This window comes from Colwellia sp. Arc7-D (genome assembly GCF_003061515.1).
Lineage (GTDB): Bacteria > Pseudomonadota > Gammaproteobacteria > Enterobacterales > Alteromonadaceae > Cognaticolwellia.
On record NZ_CP028924.1, the window covers coordinates 2,868,602 to 2,887,197 of the forward strand.

General features: G+C 38.0%; 10 protein-coding genes. 5 read left to right on the plus strand and 5 right to left on the minus strand.

The features are described from left to right. Nucleotides 1-5: 5 nt before the first annotated feature. Nucleotides 6-1,970: a BCCT family transporter gene (locus DBO93_RS12505; protein ID WP_108456644.1), complete on the minus strand. Its 1,965-nt coding sequence runs from the start codon at nt 1,968-1,970 to the stop codon at nt 6-8. Nucleotides 1,971-2,228: 258 nt separating this feature from the next. On the opposite strand from DBO93_RS12505, the gene DBO93_RS12510 reads away from it, so the two are divergent. The 5 genes from DBO93_RS12510 (at nt 2,229) to DBO93_RS12530 (ending at nt 11,586) form a co-directional block, all read left to right on the plus strand. Beyond that, nucleotides 2,229-4,877 (plus strand): TonB-dependent receptor, encoded by a 2,649-nt coding sequence (locus DBO93_RS12510; protein WP_108456645.1) that lies wholly within the window; start codon nt 2,229-2,231, stop codon nt 4,875-4,877. A gap of 136 nt (nt 4,878-5,013) precedes the next feature. Further along, nucleotides 5,014-7,011, plus strand: a complete 1,998-nt coding sequence (locus DBO93_RS12515) for a tetratricopeptide repeat-containing sulfotransferase family protein (protein WP_108456646.1) — start codon at nt 5,014-5,016, stop codon at nt 7,009-7,011. Nucleotides 7,012-7,424: 413 nt separating this feature from the next. Beyond that, entirely contained in the window at nt 7,425-8,909 is a 1,485-nt protein-coding gene (locus DBO93_RS12520) for a CotH kinase family protein (protein WP_108456647.1), read from the plus strand. Between the two features lie 535 nt (nt 8,910-9,444). Next, nucleotides 9,445-9,960, plus strand: coding sequence for a hypothetical protein (locus tag DBO93_RS12525; protein ID WP_108456648.1), 516 nt, complete (start codon nt 9,445-9,447; stop codon nt 9,958-9,960). Between the two features lie 84 nt (nt 9,961-10,044). Then, complete coding sequence (locus DBO93_RS12530; RefSeq protein ID WP_108456649.1) at nt 10,045-11,586, plus strand: YHYH protein; 1,542 nt, start codon at nt 10,045-10,047, stop codon at nt 11,584-11,586. A gap of 245 nt (nt 11,587-11,831) precedes the next feature. Here the strand turns inward: DBO93_RS12530 and DBO93_RS12535 are convergent, their stop codons facing one another. The 4 genes from DBO93_RS12535 to DBO93_RS12550 form a co-directional block, all read right to left on the minus strand. Beyond that, nucleotides 11,832-12,368: a YHS domain-containing (seleno)protein gene (locus tag DBO93_RS12535; RefSeq protein ID WP_108456650.1), complete on the minus strand. Its 537-nt coding sequence runs from the start codon at nt 12,366-12,368 to the stop codon at nt 11,832-11,834. Between the two features lie 305 nt (nt 12,369-12,673). After that, entirely contained in the window at nt 12,674-13,495 is an 822-nt protein-coding gene (locus tag DBO93_RS12540; protein WP_239058982.1) for a YeeE/YedE thiosulfate transporter family protein, read from the minus strand. A gap of 163 nt (nt 13,496-13,658) precedes the next feature. Beyond that, on the minus strand, nt 13,659-15,242 hold the full coding sequence (locus DBO93_RS12545) for an FMN-binding glutamate synthase family protein (protein WP_204100622.1): 1,584 nt from the start codon (nt 15,240-15,242) through the stop codon (nt 13,659-13,661). A gap of 311 nt (nt 15,243-15,553) precedes the next feature. Then, entirely contained in the window at nt 15,554-18,595 is a 3,042-nt protein-coding gene (locus DBO93_RS12550; RefSeq protein WP_108456653.1) for an efflux RND transporter permease subunit, read from the minus strand. Between the last annotated feature and the right edge of the window lies 1 nt (nt 18,596).

Sequence of the window (18,596 nt, forward strand, 5' to 3'; positions counted from 1 at the left end):
AAGGGTTAACGCAACAAGTGTAAAAAGTGTAAATGTTTATGGTATTGATCAATAACATTATTGATCACTGCCGTTTTTGACCAACCCATAATGTCATAATCTTGTCCACCTTCTCCTAAATGAACTTCAGCACGGTAGTAACTTTGTTCATCTTCATCTTCGTCTATTTCAACAACAAAGTCAGGCTGTGAATGCTTACGCGCAAGCACACGATAGACAAACTTTTGTTCTTCTCCATGATCAACCAGTAAACTCAGTCCATCTTCTTGGGAAACAACCACATTAATCTGATTTTTTTGTAACTCTTCAGCAACAGACTCAAAAGCAGGTAAAACCGTTTGACTGATAAACTTGTTCACATTGCTTTTATTAGGATAATCAACAATATTTTTTAACCGTGCTTGCCAACTATCGTTACTTAAATTACTGGTATTACTGGCATAAGGAACTGCGGCTATGAGTTGGCTTTCTTGCTTAAAAGCCTCAACCCTCAACGCTTTAATTAAGCCAACAATAGCAAGCAGCAATACCACAGCAAAAGGTAATGCACTTGCAATAGTCATGGTTTGTAATGCATTAAGTCCGCCAGCAAGGAGTAAAATAGCAGCCACTAAGCCTATGCCTATGGCCCAATAAACACGCTGCCATAACGGTGTGTTGTTACTGCCATGAGAACACAGCATATCTACAACCATTGCGCCCGAGTCGCATGAGGTGACAAAAAATATTACGATCATTAACACACTGAAAAAAGACAGTAATGTTGATAATGGGAAGTTCTCTAAGAAAACAAATAACGCCACTGAAGAGTCTTTACTAACCATTTCACCTAGTTCAACAACGCCTTGGTTATGCACTAAATCAATGGCACTATTGCCAAAGATAGTCATCCAAAATAATGTAAAAACGGTGGGAATTAGCATCACGCCAACAATAAACTCTCTAATCGTTCGACCACGAGATATTCTCGCAATAAACAAACCGACAAAAGGTGCCCAAGCCAACCACCAACCCCAGTAGAATATTGTCCAACCACCTATCCATTCGGTTTTCTTATAAGCGAATAAGTTAAACGTGTTATGAACTATATCAGCGAGATAATCGCCTATATTTTGTAAGTAAGCTTGTAGTAAAAATACCGTAGGACCCAGAACAAAAATCAATACTAATAAAATAACGGCTAAAACCATATTCGTTTCAGAGAGTATTTTAATGCCTTTATCTAAGCCAGTAGCAACAGATATAACGGCAAGTCCGATGATACCTGTCATGATAATAATTTGATTGGTAGTAGAAACATCAATACCAAATAAATAACTAAAACCAGCATTAACTTGAGATGCGCCTAGCCCTAAAGAAGTAGCAACACCAAAAACAGTACTGACAACGGCAAAAACATCAACTAAATGTCCTGGCCACTGATAAATTCTATCTCCAATAAGTGGATATAAGGCAGAACGTAATGTTAAAGGTAAGTTATGTCGATAACTAAAATAAGCAAGTACTAAGGCAACAATGGCATAAATTGCCCAAGCATGTAGACCCCAATGGAAAAAGGTCATTTTCATTGCTTCTTGAACCGCAGCAACAGAGCCAGTTTCAGCTGTAGGTGGCGACAAATAGTGCATTAGAGGCTCTGCTACGCCAAAAAACATCAAGCCAATGCCCATTCCTGCAGCAAATAACATAGAAAGCCAAGTCAACATAGAGTAATCAGGGGTGGCATGGTCTGGTCCTAAGCGAATATCACCATAACGAGAGAACCCTAAAAAGATCACAAAAAAGAAAATGAATGCAACGGTTAACACATAAAACCAACTGCCATTATCAACAATGCTGGACTGTATAATACTAAACAAACTTTGTGCCTGTTTAGGTAATGCGGCGGTATACAATAAAAGAGCAATAATAATAGCTGAAGCGCTAACAAATACTTTTTTATTTAATTGACTACTAGCGGATAAAGACAAAGCCTTCCCCTTATTTTTATTTGTATTGATATTATATCTTGTTAATCAAGCTGTAAATAGCCTCCAATGTAAACAATAGTTAGTTTTACCCTTTCTCGTAAGAAACCGCTATTAGTTATGTTTTTTGTAAACAAATGTATATTTTGTTAACATAGCACCAGTCCAAATATAGTTAGTGCTCTAACTATTACAATAATTAGAACACTAACTATATTTGACAACTTATCTACCAAAAAAAAACACCTAGGGAAAATCTATATGAAACTTACTAAACTGCATTGTGCAGTGCTAACAGCACTAGCATCGTCAGGTACTATTTACGCAGAAGAAACTACAAAGAAAGCATCAATAGAAACTATTGAAGTTACCGCGACTAAACGCTCAGAGTCAATTCAAGATGTACCTGTTACGGTTACAGCATTAACAGGTAACAGCCTAGAAATATTAGGTGTTTCTAATTTCGATCAATATGTAGAATTTTTACCAAATGTAGTTTTCCAAGGCACAGGCCCTGGTCAAAATGAAATTTATATTCGTGGTGCAGCAACGACTCAAACCAATATTTCTGTTTCATCAGTACAAGCTTTGCAACCGTCTGTTGCCTTTTATTTAGATGAACAACCTGTTTCAATGCAAGGTCGTAACTTAGATATTTACGCGACTGATGTTGAGCGTATAGAAGTACTTCCGGGGCCACAAGGCACACTTTTTGGTGCTAGCTCACAATCGGGTACTGTACGCTTAATTACTAACAAGCCGACACATGATGGTTTTGCTGCAGGTTTTGATACCAGCACTAGCTTCACCAAAGGCGGCGATATGAGTAACTCGGTTGAAGCATATTTTAATATGTCTTTAACTGACAATCTTGCTGTGCGTGTTGCAGCTTATAACGACCATCAAGGTGGTTGGATTGATAATATTCAAAACGACCCAAGCAATGGTGGTTATACCGGTAGTGCCATAGTTATTGATAGAATCTCAGCTGGTTTCTCTAAATTAGCAGATCCTGCAAACACGCCAGTTAACATACCGCAAAATGATGCATTAGTAGAAGATGACTTCAACACTGCTGATTACTCGGGCGCACGTTTCGGTTTATCTTATATGATTAACAACGAATGGGATCTTCTTGTTCAACATACTCAACAGTCTCTTGATACTGAAGGTGTGTTTTCTTACGATCCTAACCTTGACGGTGAAACATCAACCAACCGTTTCACACCTGAAAACAACAACGATGACTTTGGTTTAACTACTTGGACATTAGAAGGTCGTCTTGAACACCTTACTGTTGTTTATACTGGTGGTTATTTAGACCGTGATATCAACTCAACTATTGATTACACCGGTTACACTAATGGTGGCCAATTCTCTTCTTATTACGTTTGTAATTATGCAAGTGCGCCTGATGTACAAGAGTGTTTTGACCCAACGAAGTTTTACAAAGAAGAAACAAGTAGCTCACGCACAACGCACGAATTACGTATGAATACTTCAGCTGAAAACCGCTGGCGCGTTACGGCTGGTGTTTTTTATGACACGCAAGAGCTATCAACTGTTGGTCAATTTAAAATAGCCAACACTGAACTTTTCCCTAACCTAGCTAGAGAATTAGCAGGTACTGAAGGAATTAACAGTAATGGCGGTCCTTTCTCTTCTGAGGTGAGCTTTGTTAACGATGTTACACACACTATTGATCAAATCGCCGTATTTGGGCAATTAGAGTACGACATTACTGATACGGTTACCGCAAGTTTTGGTGCACGTTGGTATCAAATTGATGACATTTATAAAGGCGCTACAACTACCGCTGATGTAAGTGGTCGATTACGCGCATTCGGCGACGGTAGCGATGCTGCTTTAACTGAATTTTTTGGCGCTGATGAAGCCGCAGCTATCCAAGCAGCTATTGCTAGTGGTCAATTAGAAACTGACTTACTTGATAGCAACGGTAAGCTAACGGTTGATGACACTATCATCAAAACCTCTATTGACTGGAAAATAAATGACGATGTAATGGTATTTGCATCATATTCAGAAGGCTTTAGACCGCCGGTTACTAACCGTGTTGGTGGTGGTTCTGCTGCTAACCAAGAAGGTGCATTTGAAGGTTTCCGTATACCTGTTTACTCAACAACAGATAGCTTAGATAACGTTGAAATTGGTTTTAAATCAACTTTACTTGATCAAAGCCTGCGCTTTAATGCCACAGCTTATTATTCAAAAATATCTGATCTACAAACTTCTCGCTATGACCCAACAAACATTAGCTTTTTAGTATTTACTGACAACGTAGGTGATGCAGAAATTAAAGGTATTGACGGTGATTTCAGCTGGGTAGCTACAGATAATTTAGTTATATCTGGTGCGTTTAGTTTAATTGATACTGAGTTAACGTCAATCAATGCACAACTTGACGGCATTGCGCCTCCAGAAGGCAGTAGATTACCTTATTCAGCTAAATTTTCAGGTAACTTACAAGCACAGTACTTCTACCCTATTTCGGGAGATATGACAGGCTATGTAAACGGTTCAATTAGTTATACCGGCGAAAGACTTGCGGGTATGGTGATGGACGCTTATATGATTGAAGATGCTACCAATTTAATCTATGGCACAGGCTCTGGTTTAAGCATTGAAAAAGAATCTGACGTATTTTCTGGTGTTAATTACCAAGATAGTAACGGCGAAACCTTTGCAGGTGGTCGTTATGTGCAAGATAGTTATGTTTTGGCTAACATAAGCTTTGGTGTTACAAACGACGAATGGAAAGCTGAGTTTTTCATCGACAACTTAACAGATAAAAGTGCAATATTGTATGTTGATACTCAACAATACACGCCAAAAGTTGTATCTAACAGACCACGTACTATTGGTTTTAGATTCTCTTACGACTTTTATTAAGCTGTAATCGAAATCTAAAAAGTTAATATGATCGAAATAAAAACCGTTTGATATCTGTATCAAGCGGTTTTTTATTGTAAAGTACCCGCAAATCTAAAATATAAATAATACCCTCACTTGCTTCGGAGCTAAGTCATTGGACAATACATCTCACCCTTCAATTGAAAGCCAATTAAAATCAATTCAAAAATTAATCCAAACGACAAAGTTCGACGAAGCTATAAAACAATGTAAACAGTTACAAACGCAAAGCACAGACTCACAAGATAATATTGAGCTATGGTATTTAATTGCCGTTGCCCAGCGCTATGCAAAAACATTACCGCTGGCATTAACCAGTATTAATGAATTACTTAAACTTGAAAATAAACACAGTCGAGCAAATCAAGAAAAAGGCTTTATCTATTTAGCGTTAAATGAAACAACACTGGCTAAGAAATCGTTTGAAAAAGCTGTAGAGCTCAACCCAAGCTTAGTCGCTAGTTGGCAGGCATTGATTCAACTATACCGTGACGAAAATCAACAAAACAATATCCAAAAAGCGGCAAATCATCTAGAAAAACTAAAAAAACTTCCCCCGGCTTTACTCGCGGTTACTGAGTTAATGCATGAAGGTAAACTATTAAAAGCAGAGCAAATTTGTCGACACTTTTTACAAAACAACAAACGCCATGTTGATGGCATGTGTATGCTTGCTGAAATTGGCATAGAGCTAAAAATTTATGACGATGCCGAGTTTTTGTTAGCCAGTGCTCTCGAATTAGACCCAAACCATATTCATGCCCGTTCGCTATACCTCAATTTACTTATCCGTTTAGGTAAATACAAAGTAGCAGCACAACAAGTTGAACCTTTACTCATAGCTCAACCTGACAATTTAAGTTTTAAAATAGCCAAAGCAAGTGCTTTAACAGGCTTAGGTGAAATAGAGCAAGCCAAAAGCTTGTTTGAGCAAGTGGTTGCAGAAAACGATCAAGTGCCGGGTTTTCATTTACAGTTAGGCCATGCGTTAAAAACCAAAGGTGAAATTGAAAAGGCCATCTCTTCTTACCAAAAAGCTTATCAAATAAGTCCAAGTTATGGCGATGCGTTTTGGAGTTTAGCCAATACTAAAACCTATCGTTTTAGCGATAGCGAAATTGCTCAAATGCAAACTCAACAAAATAATGAAGACTTAGCATTACTTGATAGCATTCAACTACATTTTGCTACTGGTAAAGCCTTTGAAGATAGAAAAGACTATGATCAAGCCTTTAAATCCTACCAAAAAGGTAATGAATTACAGCATGCACATAATGGCTTTGATATAACGAAATTTGAGCAACAAGTCGCCGAACAAATTAAATATTGTACACCTGAGCTATTTAAAAACCGCGGCAACTTAGGGCTTAACGTGCCCGACCCTATTTTTATTTTGGGTTTACCACGTGCAGGCTCAACCCTACTCGAGCAAATATTGGCTTCTCATAGCCAAGTTGATGGCACAATGGAGTTGCACAATATATTAGGCTTAGCATCAAGATTACGTGGCCGTAGTAAAAGCCAAAATGATGAAGAAGCACAATACCCTAAAAATTTAGCTGAAATTAATCCCGACTATTTCAAGCGCTTTGGTCAACAGTTTATTGATGAAACACAAGTCTACCGAGAAAAAGCACCTTTATTTATCGACAAAATGCCAAACAACTTTATCCACATTGGCTTGATACGACTAATACTGCCGAATGCGAAAATTATTGATGCCAGACGCTCTCCTATGGCTTGTTGTTTTAGTGGTTTTAAACAGTTATTTGCTGAAGGACAAGATTTTAGTTACAACCTTGAAGATATTGGCCGTTACTACCAAGCATATTTAAAAATAATGGCGCACTGGGATGCCGTATTGCCGGGCCATGTGCTAACCGTGAACCATGAAGATGTAGTCGATGATTTAGAAACACAAGTCAGAAGAATGCTTGATTTTGTAGGCTTAGAGTTTGAACAATCGTGTGTCGATTTTCATAAAACAAAACGTAACATCAAAACGCCAAGTTCAGAGCAAGTTCGTCAACCTATATATAAAAGTGCCACTGAGCAATGGCGTTATTTTGAACCGTATTTAGGGCCATTGAAAAAAGTGCTGAATATCGACTAATTGATTAACTTACTAGAGATAGATAAAGTATTTCCGAGCTTGCATGACAGCAAAGGTAAATACTTTAATTTCTACATAATTCTATTGTCTATGCCAGTGATTAGCACTTAACACTGGCAGTAAATAGTGTTAATTTTACATACCTGATTGCATTTGGATTACCAGCCAATCCATTGATTATATAACGAAATAAAATTATCTTAGCGCACCTCCTCATTAAATTCCCGGTCAAAACCCTTACGCTATTGCTTGGAGACTAAAATACATTTTGACCTTTAACCATCCATAATTTCCTTATTCTTTTCACTTTTTTTGCACAGTGTCTGCACATTTGTTTAGTACCTTCTACGGCACATCGCATTATGCGTCTTAATGCAATTGCACAATGCTTGAAAACAACCCTAGGATTTTTAATGTTAAATCGATTAAATTTAAGCTCTTCTCATACTTTGAGTAAAACATTACGACGAAATATTCTTGTTATCACATTAGGTTCATTACTTTTGCTAACTGCTTGTGGAGGCAGTGATAGCTCAATTGATGAGGAAGTCGTCGAAGATATCATTGCAGAAACGCCGACTGATACGTCGACTGAAATTACTGATACCGACTTTGTTGCAACTGATTGGACTGAAGAAACTCATAGTAAGAACGTCGATCCAAATTTCGAAGAAGTGTTTGACGATAACCAAGTGAAACGTTTGGATTTTGTCGTCACTGAAGAACGTTGGCAAAGTATGCTCGATGATATGACGGCAACTTATGGCGAATTTGGGCAACGATCTAATAACAACGGCTTAATTGATAGCGATGAAAATCCAATATTTGTGCCCGCTGATGTCTATTATCAAGACACTCAATGGTACCGAGTTGGAATTCGATTTAAAGGTAATTCCTCGCTACAAAGCAGTTGGCAAGCAGGTATTTTGAAACTATCTTTTAAGTTAGATTTTGATGAGTTCGAAGACGATTACCCACAAATTGATAACCAGCGTTTTTATGGTTTCAAAAAATTCAGCTTAAAAAACAACTTTGACGACGAATCTCTTTTACGTGAAAAAGTGGCATCTGACGTATTTAAAAAAGCTGGCCTAGCAGTATCTAATACCGGGTTTTACACCCTCTATGTTGATCATGGCAATGGTCCAGAATACTTTGGTTTATATACCTTAGTTGAAGAAATTGACGATACGCTTATCGAAACACAGTTTACTAGCGATGATGGCAATTTATATAAGCCAGAAGACGGTGGAGCAAACTTTGTTGAAGGTTCGTTCAACGAAGAGAATTTTGAGAAAAAGACTAACGAAGATGATGAAGACTGGTCTGATATAATCGCACTTTTTGATGCATTACATGACGATACAGCAACCACAGCGCCTGCAACATGGAGAGAAAACCTAGAGGCTGTTTTCGACGTTGATGGATTTTTAAAGTATCTAGCAGTCAATGGCATTATTCAAAATTGGGATACCTATGGCAGAATGACTCATAACTACTATTTGTATAACAACCCTGAAACATCGAAACTAACGTGGATCCCGTGGGACAATAACGAAGCATTGCAAGATGGAAAACAAGGTGGTGCATTAAGCCTAGATTTTTCTAATCTTGATTCAAGTAGCTGGCCATTAATTTCAAAACTATATGCTGATGATGTTTACAAGACTCGCTATAACGATTATGTATTAGCAGTGATAGGCGATTCGTTTAATACTAATAGTATGCAAGCCGCTTATGACAGTTATTCTGCACTTATTGAACCTTATGCTACAACTGAAATATCGGGCTACTCTTATTTGGAAAGTAGCAATGACTTTTACAATGCAGTTGAGCAACTTAATCAACATGCACAAAGTCGAGCTGAAGCAGTTGAAACATATTTAAATGGTCAATAAATTTTTTATACTAATCACGTAAAGTCAGCTGGGGTATTCTATTAAAATCATATAAATACCCCATTAACTCAAACCCTGAATAATCAAAGCCTAAATACTCAATGAGCGGAGATTGTTCGGTGAATGAAAATTGCAAAGCACTTTATGTAAAAACGCTTTAGCACTTGCAAGCGTTCCTAGCTTTAGTAGCGCTCAGAGTGCAGTCGACTTAAGCCTCGGTGGTAAAGTACCTTCCGGAAAATCAAGAGATTGACCCATTTTGTCCTGACACCGTAAAGGAAAAGGCTGAATAGCGCTCTTTCCAAGCTATTAATTACCAGTCGTTTTATCAAATATTACAGCCTTTAGCGTAACTCGTTATCACCAACACAAATCCAACATCCTAGAGCCCTTATTTGTCATTCTAGAGTTCTTATTTAATCATATTTATTAACTTAAATTTTTATTAATTTAAATATTCCACATCTGCATTTTTTTTGCACATTCATCTTATATACTCATGTCACGCTGGTATTTAAAGAGTTAAGAGAGTGTTATGAAGTTTATTATTGGTTTTATTTTATTATTCATGAGTATTTTTAACGTTACAGGACAAGAGATGGTTATGGACCACTCTCATATGCCAATTAATGTTCCAACTAATGCAAAAATTCCGGCTTTAAGTCTACACCTGAGTAAAGATGCAATGTCTGGATATAACTTAACATTACAATTACAGCGTTATGAGTTAATGCCTCCTCCGGAAGGTTTCTCAATGGCTGATTTAATGTCTGCCGCCATTTCTCCTTCTTCAGGGTTTATTGAGGGCCATGCTCATTTATATATTAACGGGGTTAAAATTCAACGCATATACGGGGAAAATATACACTTACCTGACAGTTTATTTAAATCTAGCGTTAATACTATTTCGGTCACATTGAATAATCATGGGCATATGTATTGGGTTGCTAAAGACAAAAAGGTAGTTGCTACTCTTTATGTAGATCAAGATAAAACGCCTTTTGTTACCTATATATTTGAAAGTTTTCCGATTAAGAAAATAAATCAATAATCAACTGAGTTTTTTTGGCCATGTGCACTTTGTTTACACATTCATATTCTACAATCATTACGACTTATATATTAGGGCAGTAAAATGATAAAAAATACTTTTTTAAAATACGCATTTAGTAGTGTGTTGTTATTGGCTTTAACAGCTTGTGGTGGCTCATCATCTGATGATACTACTACTGATAATACTACAGATAATTTAGCACCCGTTGTTGATGCAGGGCTTGACCAAACCGTTGATGAAGGAGCATCTGTAACATTAAACTTAACCGTAACAGATGACGACACTATAACAGTAACCTGGTCACAACAGTCAGGTGTTAGTGTTATCTTGTCTGATACCAGTGTTAATTCACCAACCTTCACTGCACCAAGTGTTGACACAGATACCACTCTTGTTTTTCAAGCTAGTGTTGATGATGGAGTTAATACTGCGGTAACCGATACCGTAAGTATCCTTGTTTCAGATATTGATACTGTTGCCACTGCTTCTCCTTGGATAATTAATAATACAACCACTTCAACCTATATGGATAATGCCGTTGAAGATGTGCAGTCGGCTGAAACTGTAACCGTGGATAATGTAGAGTACACTTACGTTGAATCTACTGGCATTCCTAAATATAACGTTACTATCACACAAGACATGATTGATACTTTAAATAGTCGCCCTCGTGCCTCTTCAGACTTTATTGCTGGTGCAACTACCGCTGTGGCTGGCGAACTTGTAGAGTTTGGTGCAAATATTGGTTATAACAGTAGTACTGAAAACTGTCCTGACACGGGTGGAGATGGCTATTGGCCTCCAGGCCCAGGCTGCCCTACAAAGCAAACGGTGGAAGCCTATATTGTCAATGAACCGACTGAGTTAGCGGAAGATGAAGTTTGTGAAACAGGTTTAGGTACTATTGGTTTAATGGTCAATGGTGCTGCAATTTTCAATTGGGGCGATGGCATGAGCTATGGCACAAACGAGTGGTATAACTTAGCACCTTTTGCTGAACAATATGATGTAGGTATTTGTGGTGGTCATGCCGCTAACGGTGAGTATCATCATCATTTTTATACCAGTTGTTTAGCAACCCTTTTAGGTGATGCAGGCGATGACCATTCTCCTCTTTATGGTTTTGCCGCTGATGGTTACCCATTATATGGCCCTTATGAAAGTGATGAACAGTTAGCGGTAAGTGGTTGGCAAAAACGTGACTATGCAGCGGCTACAACTGAAGGCGGTTGTGGTACTGCGGGCGAGCGTACTTGTGTGTTAGTAAACCAATACGATATCTCTGAAGGTGTAGTTGATGCAACCAGCGATGGACCAACGATAGGTCAAAGCGTTAGTACATTATCAGGAAATTCTATACCAGCTACAGATGGTTATTATTTGGAAGATTATTATTACGCTCAAGCTGAAGTTACAGGCGCAGTATTAGATGAGCATAATGGTCATGATACCAATGATGGTAAAGGTTACCATTACCACCTAACGCTATCAGAAGACGCTGGCGTTTTAACTCCTTCATTTCCTTTTATGATGGGGCCAAGATTTAAAGGTGAAATACCTGATAACTCATTTGGCTCTTGTGATACAGGTGCGGGTGCAGGTGGCCCACCGCCTCGTCCTTAACATTGTCAGATGTTAGTAAGTTCTTACTATTGAATTACCTCAATTAAATAAAAAGGTGCTGTTATACAGCACCTTTTTTTTATTAAGTTCAATGATATAGTTGTTAAACAATGCCTTCACGTAATTTGCTAACACAGCCAAAATCAGAGAAAGTTTAAGAACAGTAGCACTACTTTAAACAACATTTAGGTCCATTTTAAAGTGCTAAATTTAGACTGATCCTGCCTATATAAATAGTTGTGCCTTTAAAAAGTAAATAATTGCACCTTACCTTCATTCATCCACTTTTTTCTCGCTTCTTTCTGCTCAGCAAGTTTAACTGCTTCATATTTCCAGCGTTTATTGGCACGAGTATAATTTGACTCTTTTTCCAATTGCCACTTTGCTAAAGCCTGAGGCTTACTAAAGAAGTAAAGCTTTCCTTCGTCAATTAAAAATAATTTTGGATCCGCTTCAACTAATTTATCTTCTACCAAAGATTGTGCACAATAACCATTGAACTCTGGAAGAAATTTTTCAGGATTTTTAGAAAAACGTTCTTGATTCTCTTTACTAGCAAACAAATAACGCTGACCGTTATATACCGCCTGATATGTACTTGAACCGACAATAGCACCCGAGTCGACATGGTAGCTCAATACGTCATATCCATGCATTGCAATAGGAAGCGATTCTACTTCCGCTTTTGTAATAGACTTAGATTCAGCCATATGTAAAACATTTTCACCAAAGGATAAAAAGGTCGGTAATGTAAGGATTAAAAAAATTAAAACTGTTTTCATAAGGATCTCTCTTAAATTCTGAGTATTATAATTAAAAGTTTCACAGAACTAACACTACAGTTTTATTGCATTACAGTTAGTCTAGAAAAGCAAAATATTATAGAAGCATTGTTATTATAAGTTTAGACATTGTGTTTCAGGCTCTGTAAGGCTGTTGGGTATTTTCGCCTTCACAAATGATTCTTTAGTAAAAGAGAGGGGAAATTGATAAATTATTTCAACAATTTAAGAATAAAGTTATCTTCAGACTCAAACGCTTAAAATTACGGTGGGTTAAAAACATCAGCCAAAGCTGATAATCAAAGTTATAAGTACTTTCGCTTAATATCTACACCAACAAATATACCGACGATTATTCCCAAAATAGCAATAATTCCAGCAACTGAAAATACAGGTAAAGCCATTAAAAGTTGAAAGCTATTCCCACCCATTGCAAGTGATGCACCTATCCCCATAAGTACACCGCTTAATAAGTGTATTAACCAGTATTTAATGTGTGGTAAAACGATAAAATATCGTTTTGCTTTCCATGCAGAAAAGAACATACCAATTAATAACGCTATAAAGAGCAAATACCGCGTTAAATCTGGCCAAATAGCATTATCTTGACCTGTTATCAAATTGCTTAAATCATGTAAAAGCGCACTCGGTGGCCACTTAGGTTGATATAAAAAAATAAAGCCGCTAAGTAAGCCTATTCCCATCATGCCAAACCAAACCTTTTTACGGGCATTATTACCAAAAGCCACCCAAACACTGATCATTAATGAAATTATTATCAAAGCGCCATAAGTCACATTAGTAGGTAAAGGCAGCGCTATTACAGACACATCAGGACGCCAAGTAGCCAAAATAGACCACCCGATTAACCAGCCTACAATCGTAGCACTATAGGCAAACTCTCCTTTTGATAAGCGAGTTAAAGTAGAAATACCACACCCGTTATTAATAGCGCTACCCAAACCAAACAAAACCCCGCCTATCGCGAACAAGATACTGGGTTCATAAACTTTAAATTGAAGCGGCAGATCTAAAATAAATGCAGTAACAACAGCCACCCAAGACAGCACACCACTAAAAATAATGGCAAGCAAAAAGGAAGGGTTGCCATTTTTCCATTCATTCACGCCCCTCACCATGCAAAGACCGGTATATTGAGCTAAAAAACCTAAGGCAAAGATAAGACATAACACGATTATAAAGATAGTCATTTCAATCTATTACTTCCACACGCTGATCTAAAAGATGCCTAATTGGTACATAGTGAAACGCTGTATTACCATTGGGTGTCTACCAAGCACTCGCATTGGCTTTATCCCAATCATATTTCCAGCTTGGATCAACAGTGCTTGCTTGTAAAAGACTGCCTGAAATAATTTCAGGATATAGCTGAGCATAGTTTTTTACATCTGTTCCTTGTATTCGTCGATTAATATGTTCAGGACGTAATTCATTTAAATTATTTAAGCCAGCAGCACCAATTAGCTCGACTAAACTCTTAACGGTATCACGGTGGAAATTAGCGACGCGTTGCGCTTTATCTGTCACAACTAAGCCTTTATTACGTCCGGGATTTTGCGTTGCAATACCTGTGGGGCATTCGTCGGTATTACATGTACGTGATTGAATACAACCTAAGGCAAGCATCATACCTCGAGCTGAGTTAACAGCATCTGCACCTAATGCCATAGCTCGAAGAATATGGAATGCAGACAACATTTTTCCTGCGGCGATAATACGAATTTGGTCTCTTAAACCAACGCCAATAAGCGCGCTATTAACAAAAACTAATGCGTCTTTAATCGGTGTACCAACCGAATTAGTAAACTCAACGGGGGCCGCCCCTGTGCCACCTTCACCACCGTCAACGGTGATAAAGTCGGGTTTTATTCCTGTTTCAAGCATCGCTTTACATATAGCGAGAAACTCATCTTTTCGACCCACGCACAATTTAAAGCCAATGGGTTTACCACCTGATAACTCTCTTAATTGTTCAATAAACTGCAATAACTCTTTAGGACTAGAAAATGCAGAATGTGAGGGAGGAGAGATAACATCTTCTCCCATGGGAACGTCTCGAATTTCAGATATTTCTTTAGTTAATTTTGCTGCAGGTAATATGCCGCCATGACCAGGTTTAGCACCTTGAGACAGTTTTATCTCGATCATTTTTACGACGTCTTTAATCGCATTTTCTTGAAAAGTTAAAGGATTGAAGTTGCCTTTATGATCGCGACAGCCGAAATAACCCGTACCAATTTGCCAAACTATATCACCACCATGTTTTAGATGGTGAGGACTCATACTTCCCTCACCTGTGTTGTGAGAAAAATCCCCCATTTTAGCGCCTCTATTCAAGGCCATAATGGCATTTTTACTTAAGGCTCCGTAGCTCATAGCTGAAATATTAAGCGGTGATGCCATATAAGGTTTAGTACATTCATCACCACCAAACTTAATTCTTGGCTTATAATCTGATAAATGTTTGGCGTGTATCGAATGATTAACCCACTCGTAACCTGCAGCGTTAACATCAAAAATAGTACCAAAAGGACGAGTATCTCTGTTGCCTTTCGCGCGTTGATAAACTAACGAGCGAAACTCTCTAGGTATTGGCGTTCCGTCAAGATCAGACTCAACAAAATATTGTTGAATTTCAGTACGAAAAGATTCCAATATATAACGAAGTCGTCCAAATATCGGATATAAACGTTTAATCGTGTGTTTTGTTTGAAACATATCGAAAAGGCCGATGACGATTAAAGGGCCTACCACTAAAAAAGCCCAAAAAAAACTTGGGCTAAGAAAACTAAGTGCATAAATAATTATTGGTGTAACAATGGCAAACGCAACAAAACCCTGGCGACCTGTCATAACATAAATCCTTACTCTTTTTTAATTATATTTAGTGTATACAAATAAGACCTAAAGCAATTAACTTTTCTTTCAACTTATTTAAACGCTAACAGTTTAGTGTATTAAGTTAGAGTCCATAAACGACCTACCTTAGTAATTACACTTAACAACTCAATTCTAATTTTTAAGTCATTGTTAAGATTCACCATGGAGTGAATCAATTAAATAATAGCGTAAATAAAAAACGAGCAAATAATTGCTCGTTTTCATCGATTGCTTAGAAGGTTAACTTTACCTAAAAGCTATACAAGCTATACAAGCTATACAAGCTAAATTTTATCCACCTTGATTTTATAGAGAACACTGTAAAGTACAGGGACTGCAATCATGGTCAAGATGGTGGCAAACGCTAAACCGCCCATTATAGTTACCGACATGTCAGCAAAGAAAGGATCGAGTATTAGCGGCATAACCCCTAGAATAGTCGTGATAGCCGCCAATGAAACTGGCCTTAAACGACTTAAGCTAGCTTCTACAATTGCTAATGCTTTTTCTTTACCTTCGGCTATTTGCAAGTCTATTTCTTCTAGCAACACAATGGCGTTCTTAATTAGCATTCCAAATAAACTTAAAAAACCAAGTAATGACATAAAGCCGAAAGGTAAGTCTGCTATTAATAAACCAGCCACCACACCTACAACTGCCATTGGTACAATTAGCCAAATAATAAGCGGTTGTCTTGCCTTACCAAAAAGTAATACGCTAATAATAAACATAACTAAAAAGCCCAATGGTAGGCCTTGCCCTAAAGCTGCTTGTGCCTTGCGCGAAGATTCAAACTCTCCACCCCATTCAAGTTTGTAACCTTGAGGTAAAGGGATTGCTTCAATTTTTGCTTGTGTACGACTAAATGCTTCACCTGTGGTTTCACTATAACCAGCCTCAGCTTTAACCGTAATTGTGCGTACGCGATCGCGTCGATTAATTAGCAATTCTTCACTTGAATAGTTCATTTTTCCGCTAACTTGTTTAAAGGGAATATAGGTTCTTTGACTACTACTCCACACCAAGCTATTTTCTAAACCAACCAGTTGATCTTGGTTGTTATTGCTATTCCTCGCGATGATGGGATAAAGGTAATCGCCATCTTGAAGTTGACCGATTTGCAAACCATCAGTATAAAACTTAATAGCTTGGCTGAAGTCACTTCTTGAAATTCCGGCGATACCAGCGGCAATATCATCATATTCAGGGGCTAAAACAATACCTTTGTCACGCCAGTCATCACGAATATCTCTAACCATTCCATCTTCGAAATATATCGCTTTGGCTTGTTCTGCTAATTCCCTTAAAATCGCTGGGTCTTCACCAGAAAATCTTGCCTGTATTTTTGCGCCAGCGCCTGGCCCAAACTGCATAATTTCGGCGTAAAAATTTACCTTAGGGTTTGCTTGTTTTAACTTAGTTGAAATTTCCTGCGCTAAACGAGGTATTTCTGCAGCATTTTTGGCACGAATTAAAAACAATCCATAACTTTCATTGGGTAATTCAGGTGCGAATACCAACGTAAAGCGCTCAGAACTTTCACCAATAAACGTTGCTAATGATTCAATACCTTCGGTTTCAAGTATTAACTTTTCACCCGCTTTCATATACTTTTCAGTGGCTCGTATATCTGAGTCTTGTGGTCCCCAATAATGAACAAAAAATACTGGAGTATTGGAAGGTGGGAAAAATCCTTGTTTGATAAGTCCAAAGCTCGCGTATGCACCTATGGTAATAACTACCAATATTACCAAGGTAACACCTCGCCAATGCAAGGCACTACGCAAAACGACTAAGTAAGCTTTATGAAATAAAGAATGCGACTCTTCAGCCCCTTCTTTATCTCCAACCTTATAAAAATACTTACCCAGTAAAGGAGTTAATGTTACGGCAAGAATCCAACTGAGCATTAAAGAAATAAGTACTACCGCAAACAATGAAAATAAGAATTCACCGGTTGCATCATCTGATAAACCAATACCAGAGAATGCTGCTATACCTATTACGGTTGCGCCAAGTAATGGCCATTGAGTTCGCTTAACAATAAAGCTAGCTGACTCCATAGCTGACTTGCCCTTCTCCATTCGCAGCATCATACCTTCGGCAACTACAATAGCATTATCGACTAACATGCCCATTGCTATCACCATAGCACCTAAGGAAATTCGCTCAAGTTGAAGGTCATAAAGCCACATTATAAGTACCGTACCTAAAACGGTAATCAATAAAGTGCCGCCAACAACAATACCCGAACGCCACCCCATAAATAAGCACAGTGCTAGAGTTACAACCACCACTGACATTTCAAGATTCAAGATAAAACCATCGACTGATTCATCAACAATTTTGGCTTGGTTATAAATTGTTGAAACATTAATACCCGTAGGTAACTTTGCCAACACTTCAGCTAATTTAGCATCAATTTTATGACCAACATCGACAATGTTAATATCATTTTGTGCCGAAATGGCGAGGGTTATTGCACTTTCACCATTAAAACGCTTTAAGCCCGTTGGAATAGCAACAGGTTGAAGCGTTAACTCAGCAATGTCTTTTATTTTTATAGAGGCATTTTTTCCTGGCACAACAATAGATAAGTTTTCGATTTCTTCTATTTTATTGGTGGAACTTTCGATGGGTATCCTGATCTGTTTATCACCGACATATAACCGACCACCACTGAAGGGTTTTAAGTTACTGGCGAGTACTTGCTGAAGGTCAGGAAAAGAAAGACCCAAACCAGAAATTTGATAACTATCAATAGTTGCGACAATTTCTTCTTCTAAAATGCCGCCTACTTTCACTTTAGCAACGCCGTCAACGGTTAACACTTCACGGCGTATTATCCTTGAAAACTCCCGCATTTGGTCTGCACTAAAGTCAGGTGCCGATAACGCATAATAAATACCGTAAACATCACCAAAATCGTCTATAACAACAGGCGCACTAGCGCCAAGGGGTAAGTCGTGCTGAATATCTCGTAAACGTTTACGTAATTCGTCCCATATTTGAGGTAATAATGGTCCGTCAATATGAGGTTGTATTTCCATGGTAATACGAGAAAAACCGGGCTTACTAACAGATCGTAAAATATCTAATTGCCACATTTGTTGCAGCGCTATTTCAAGCTGTTCGGTTACTTCTTTTTCAACTTTTTCTGCGCTTGCACCTGGGTAGTAGGTAAAAATAACCGCTTGTTTGATGGTAAATGCGGGATCTTCTAAACGCCCTATTTTACTCATAGCAACAATGCCACCAATAATAAAGCATATTGACATCAGCCAGATATTAACGGGTTTAGTCAGAGAATAACGTGCTATATCCATC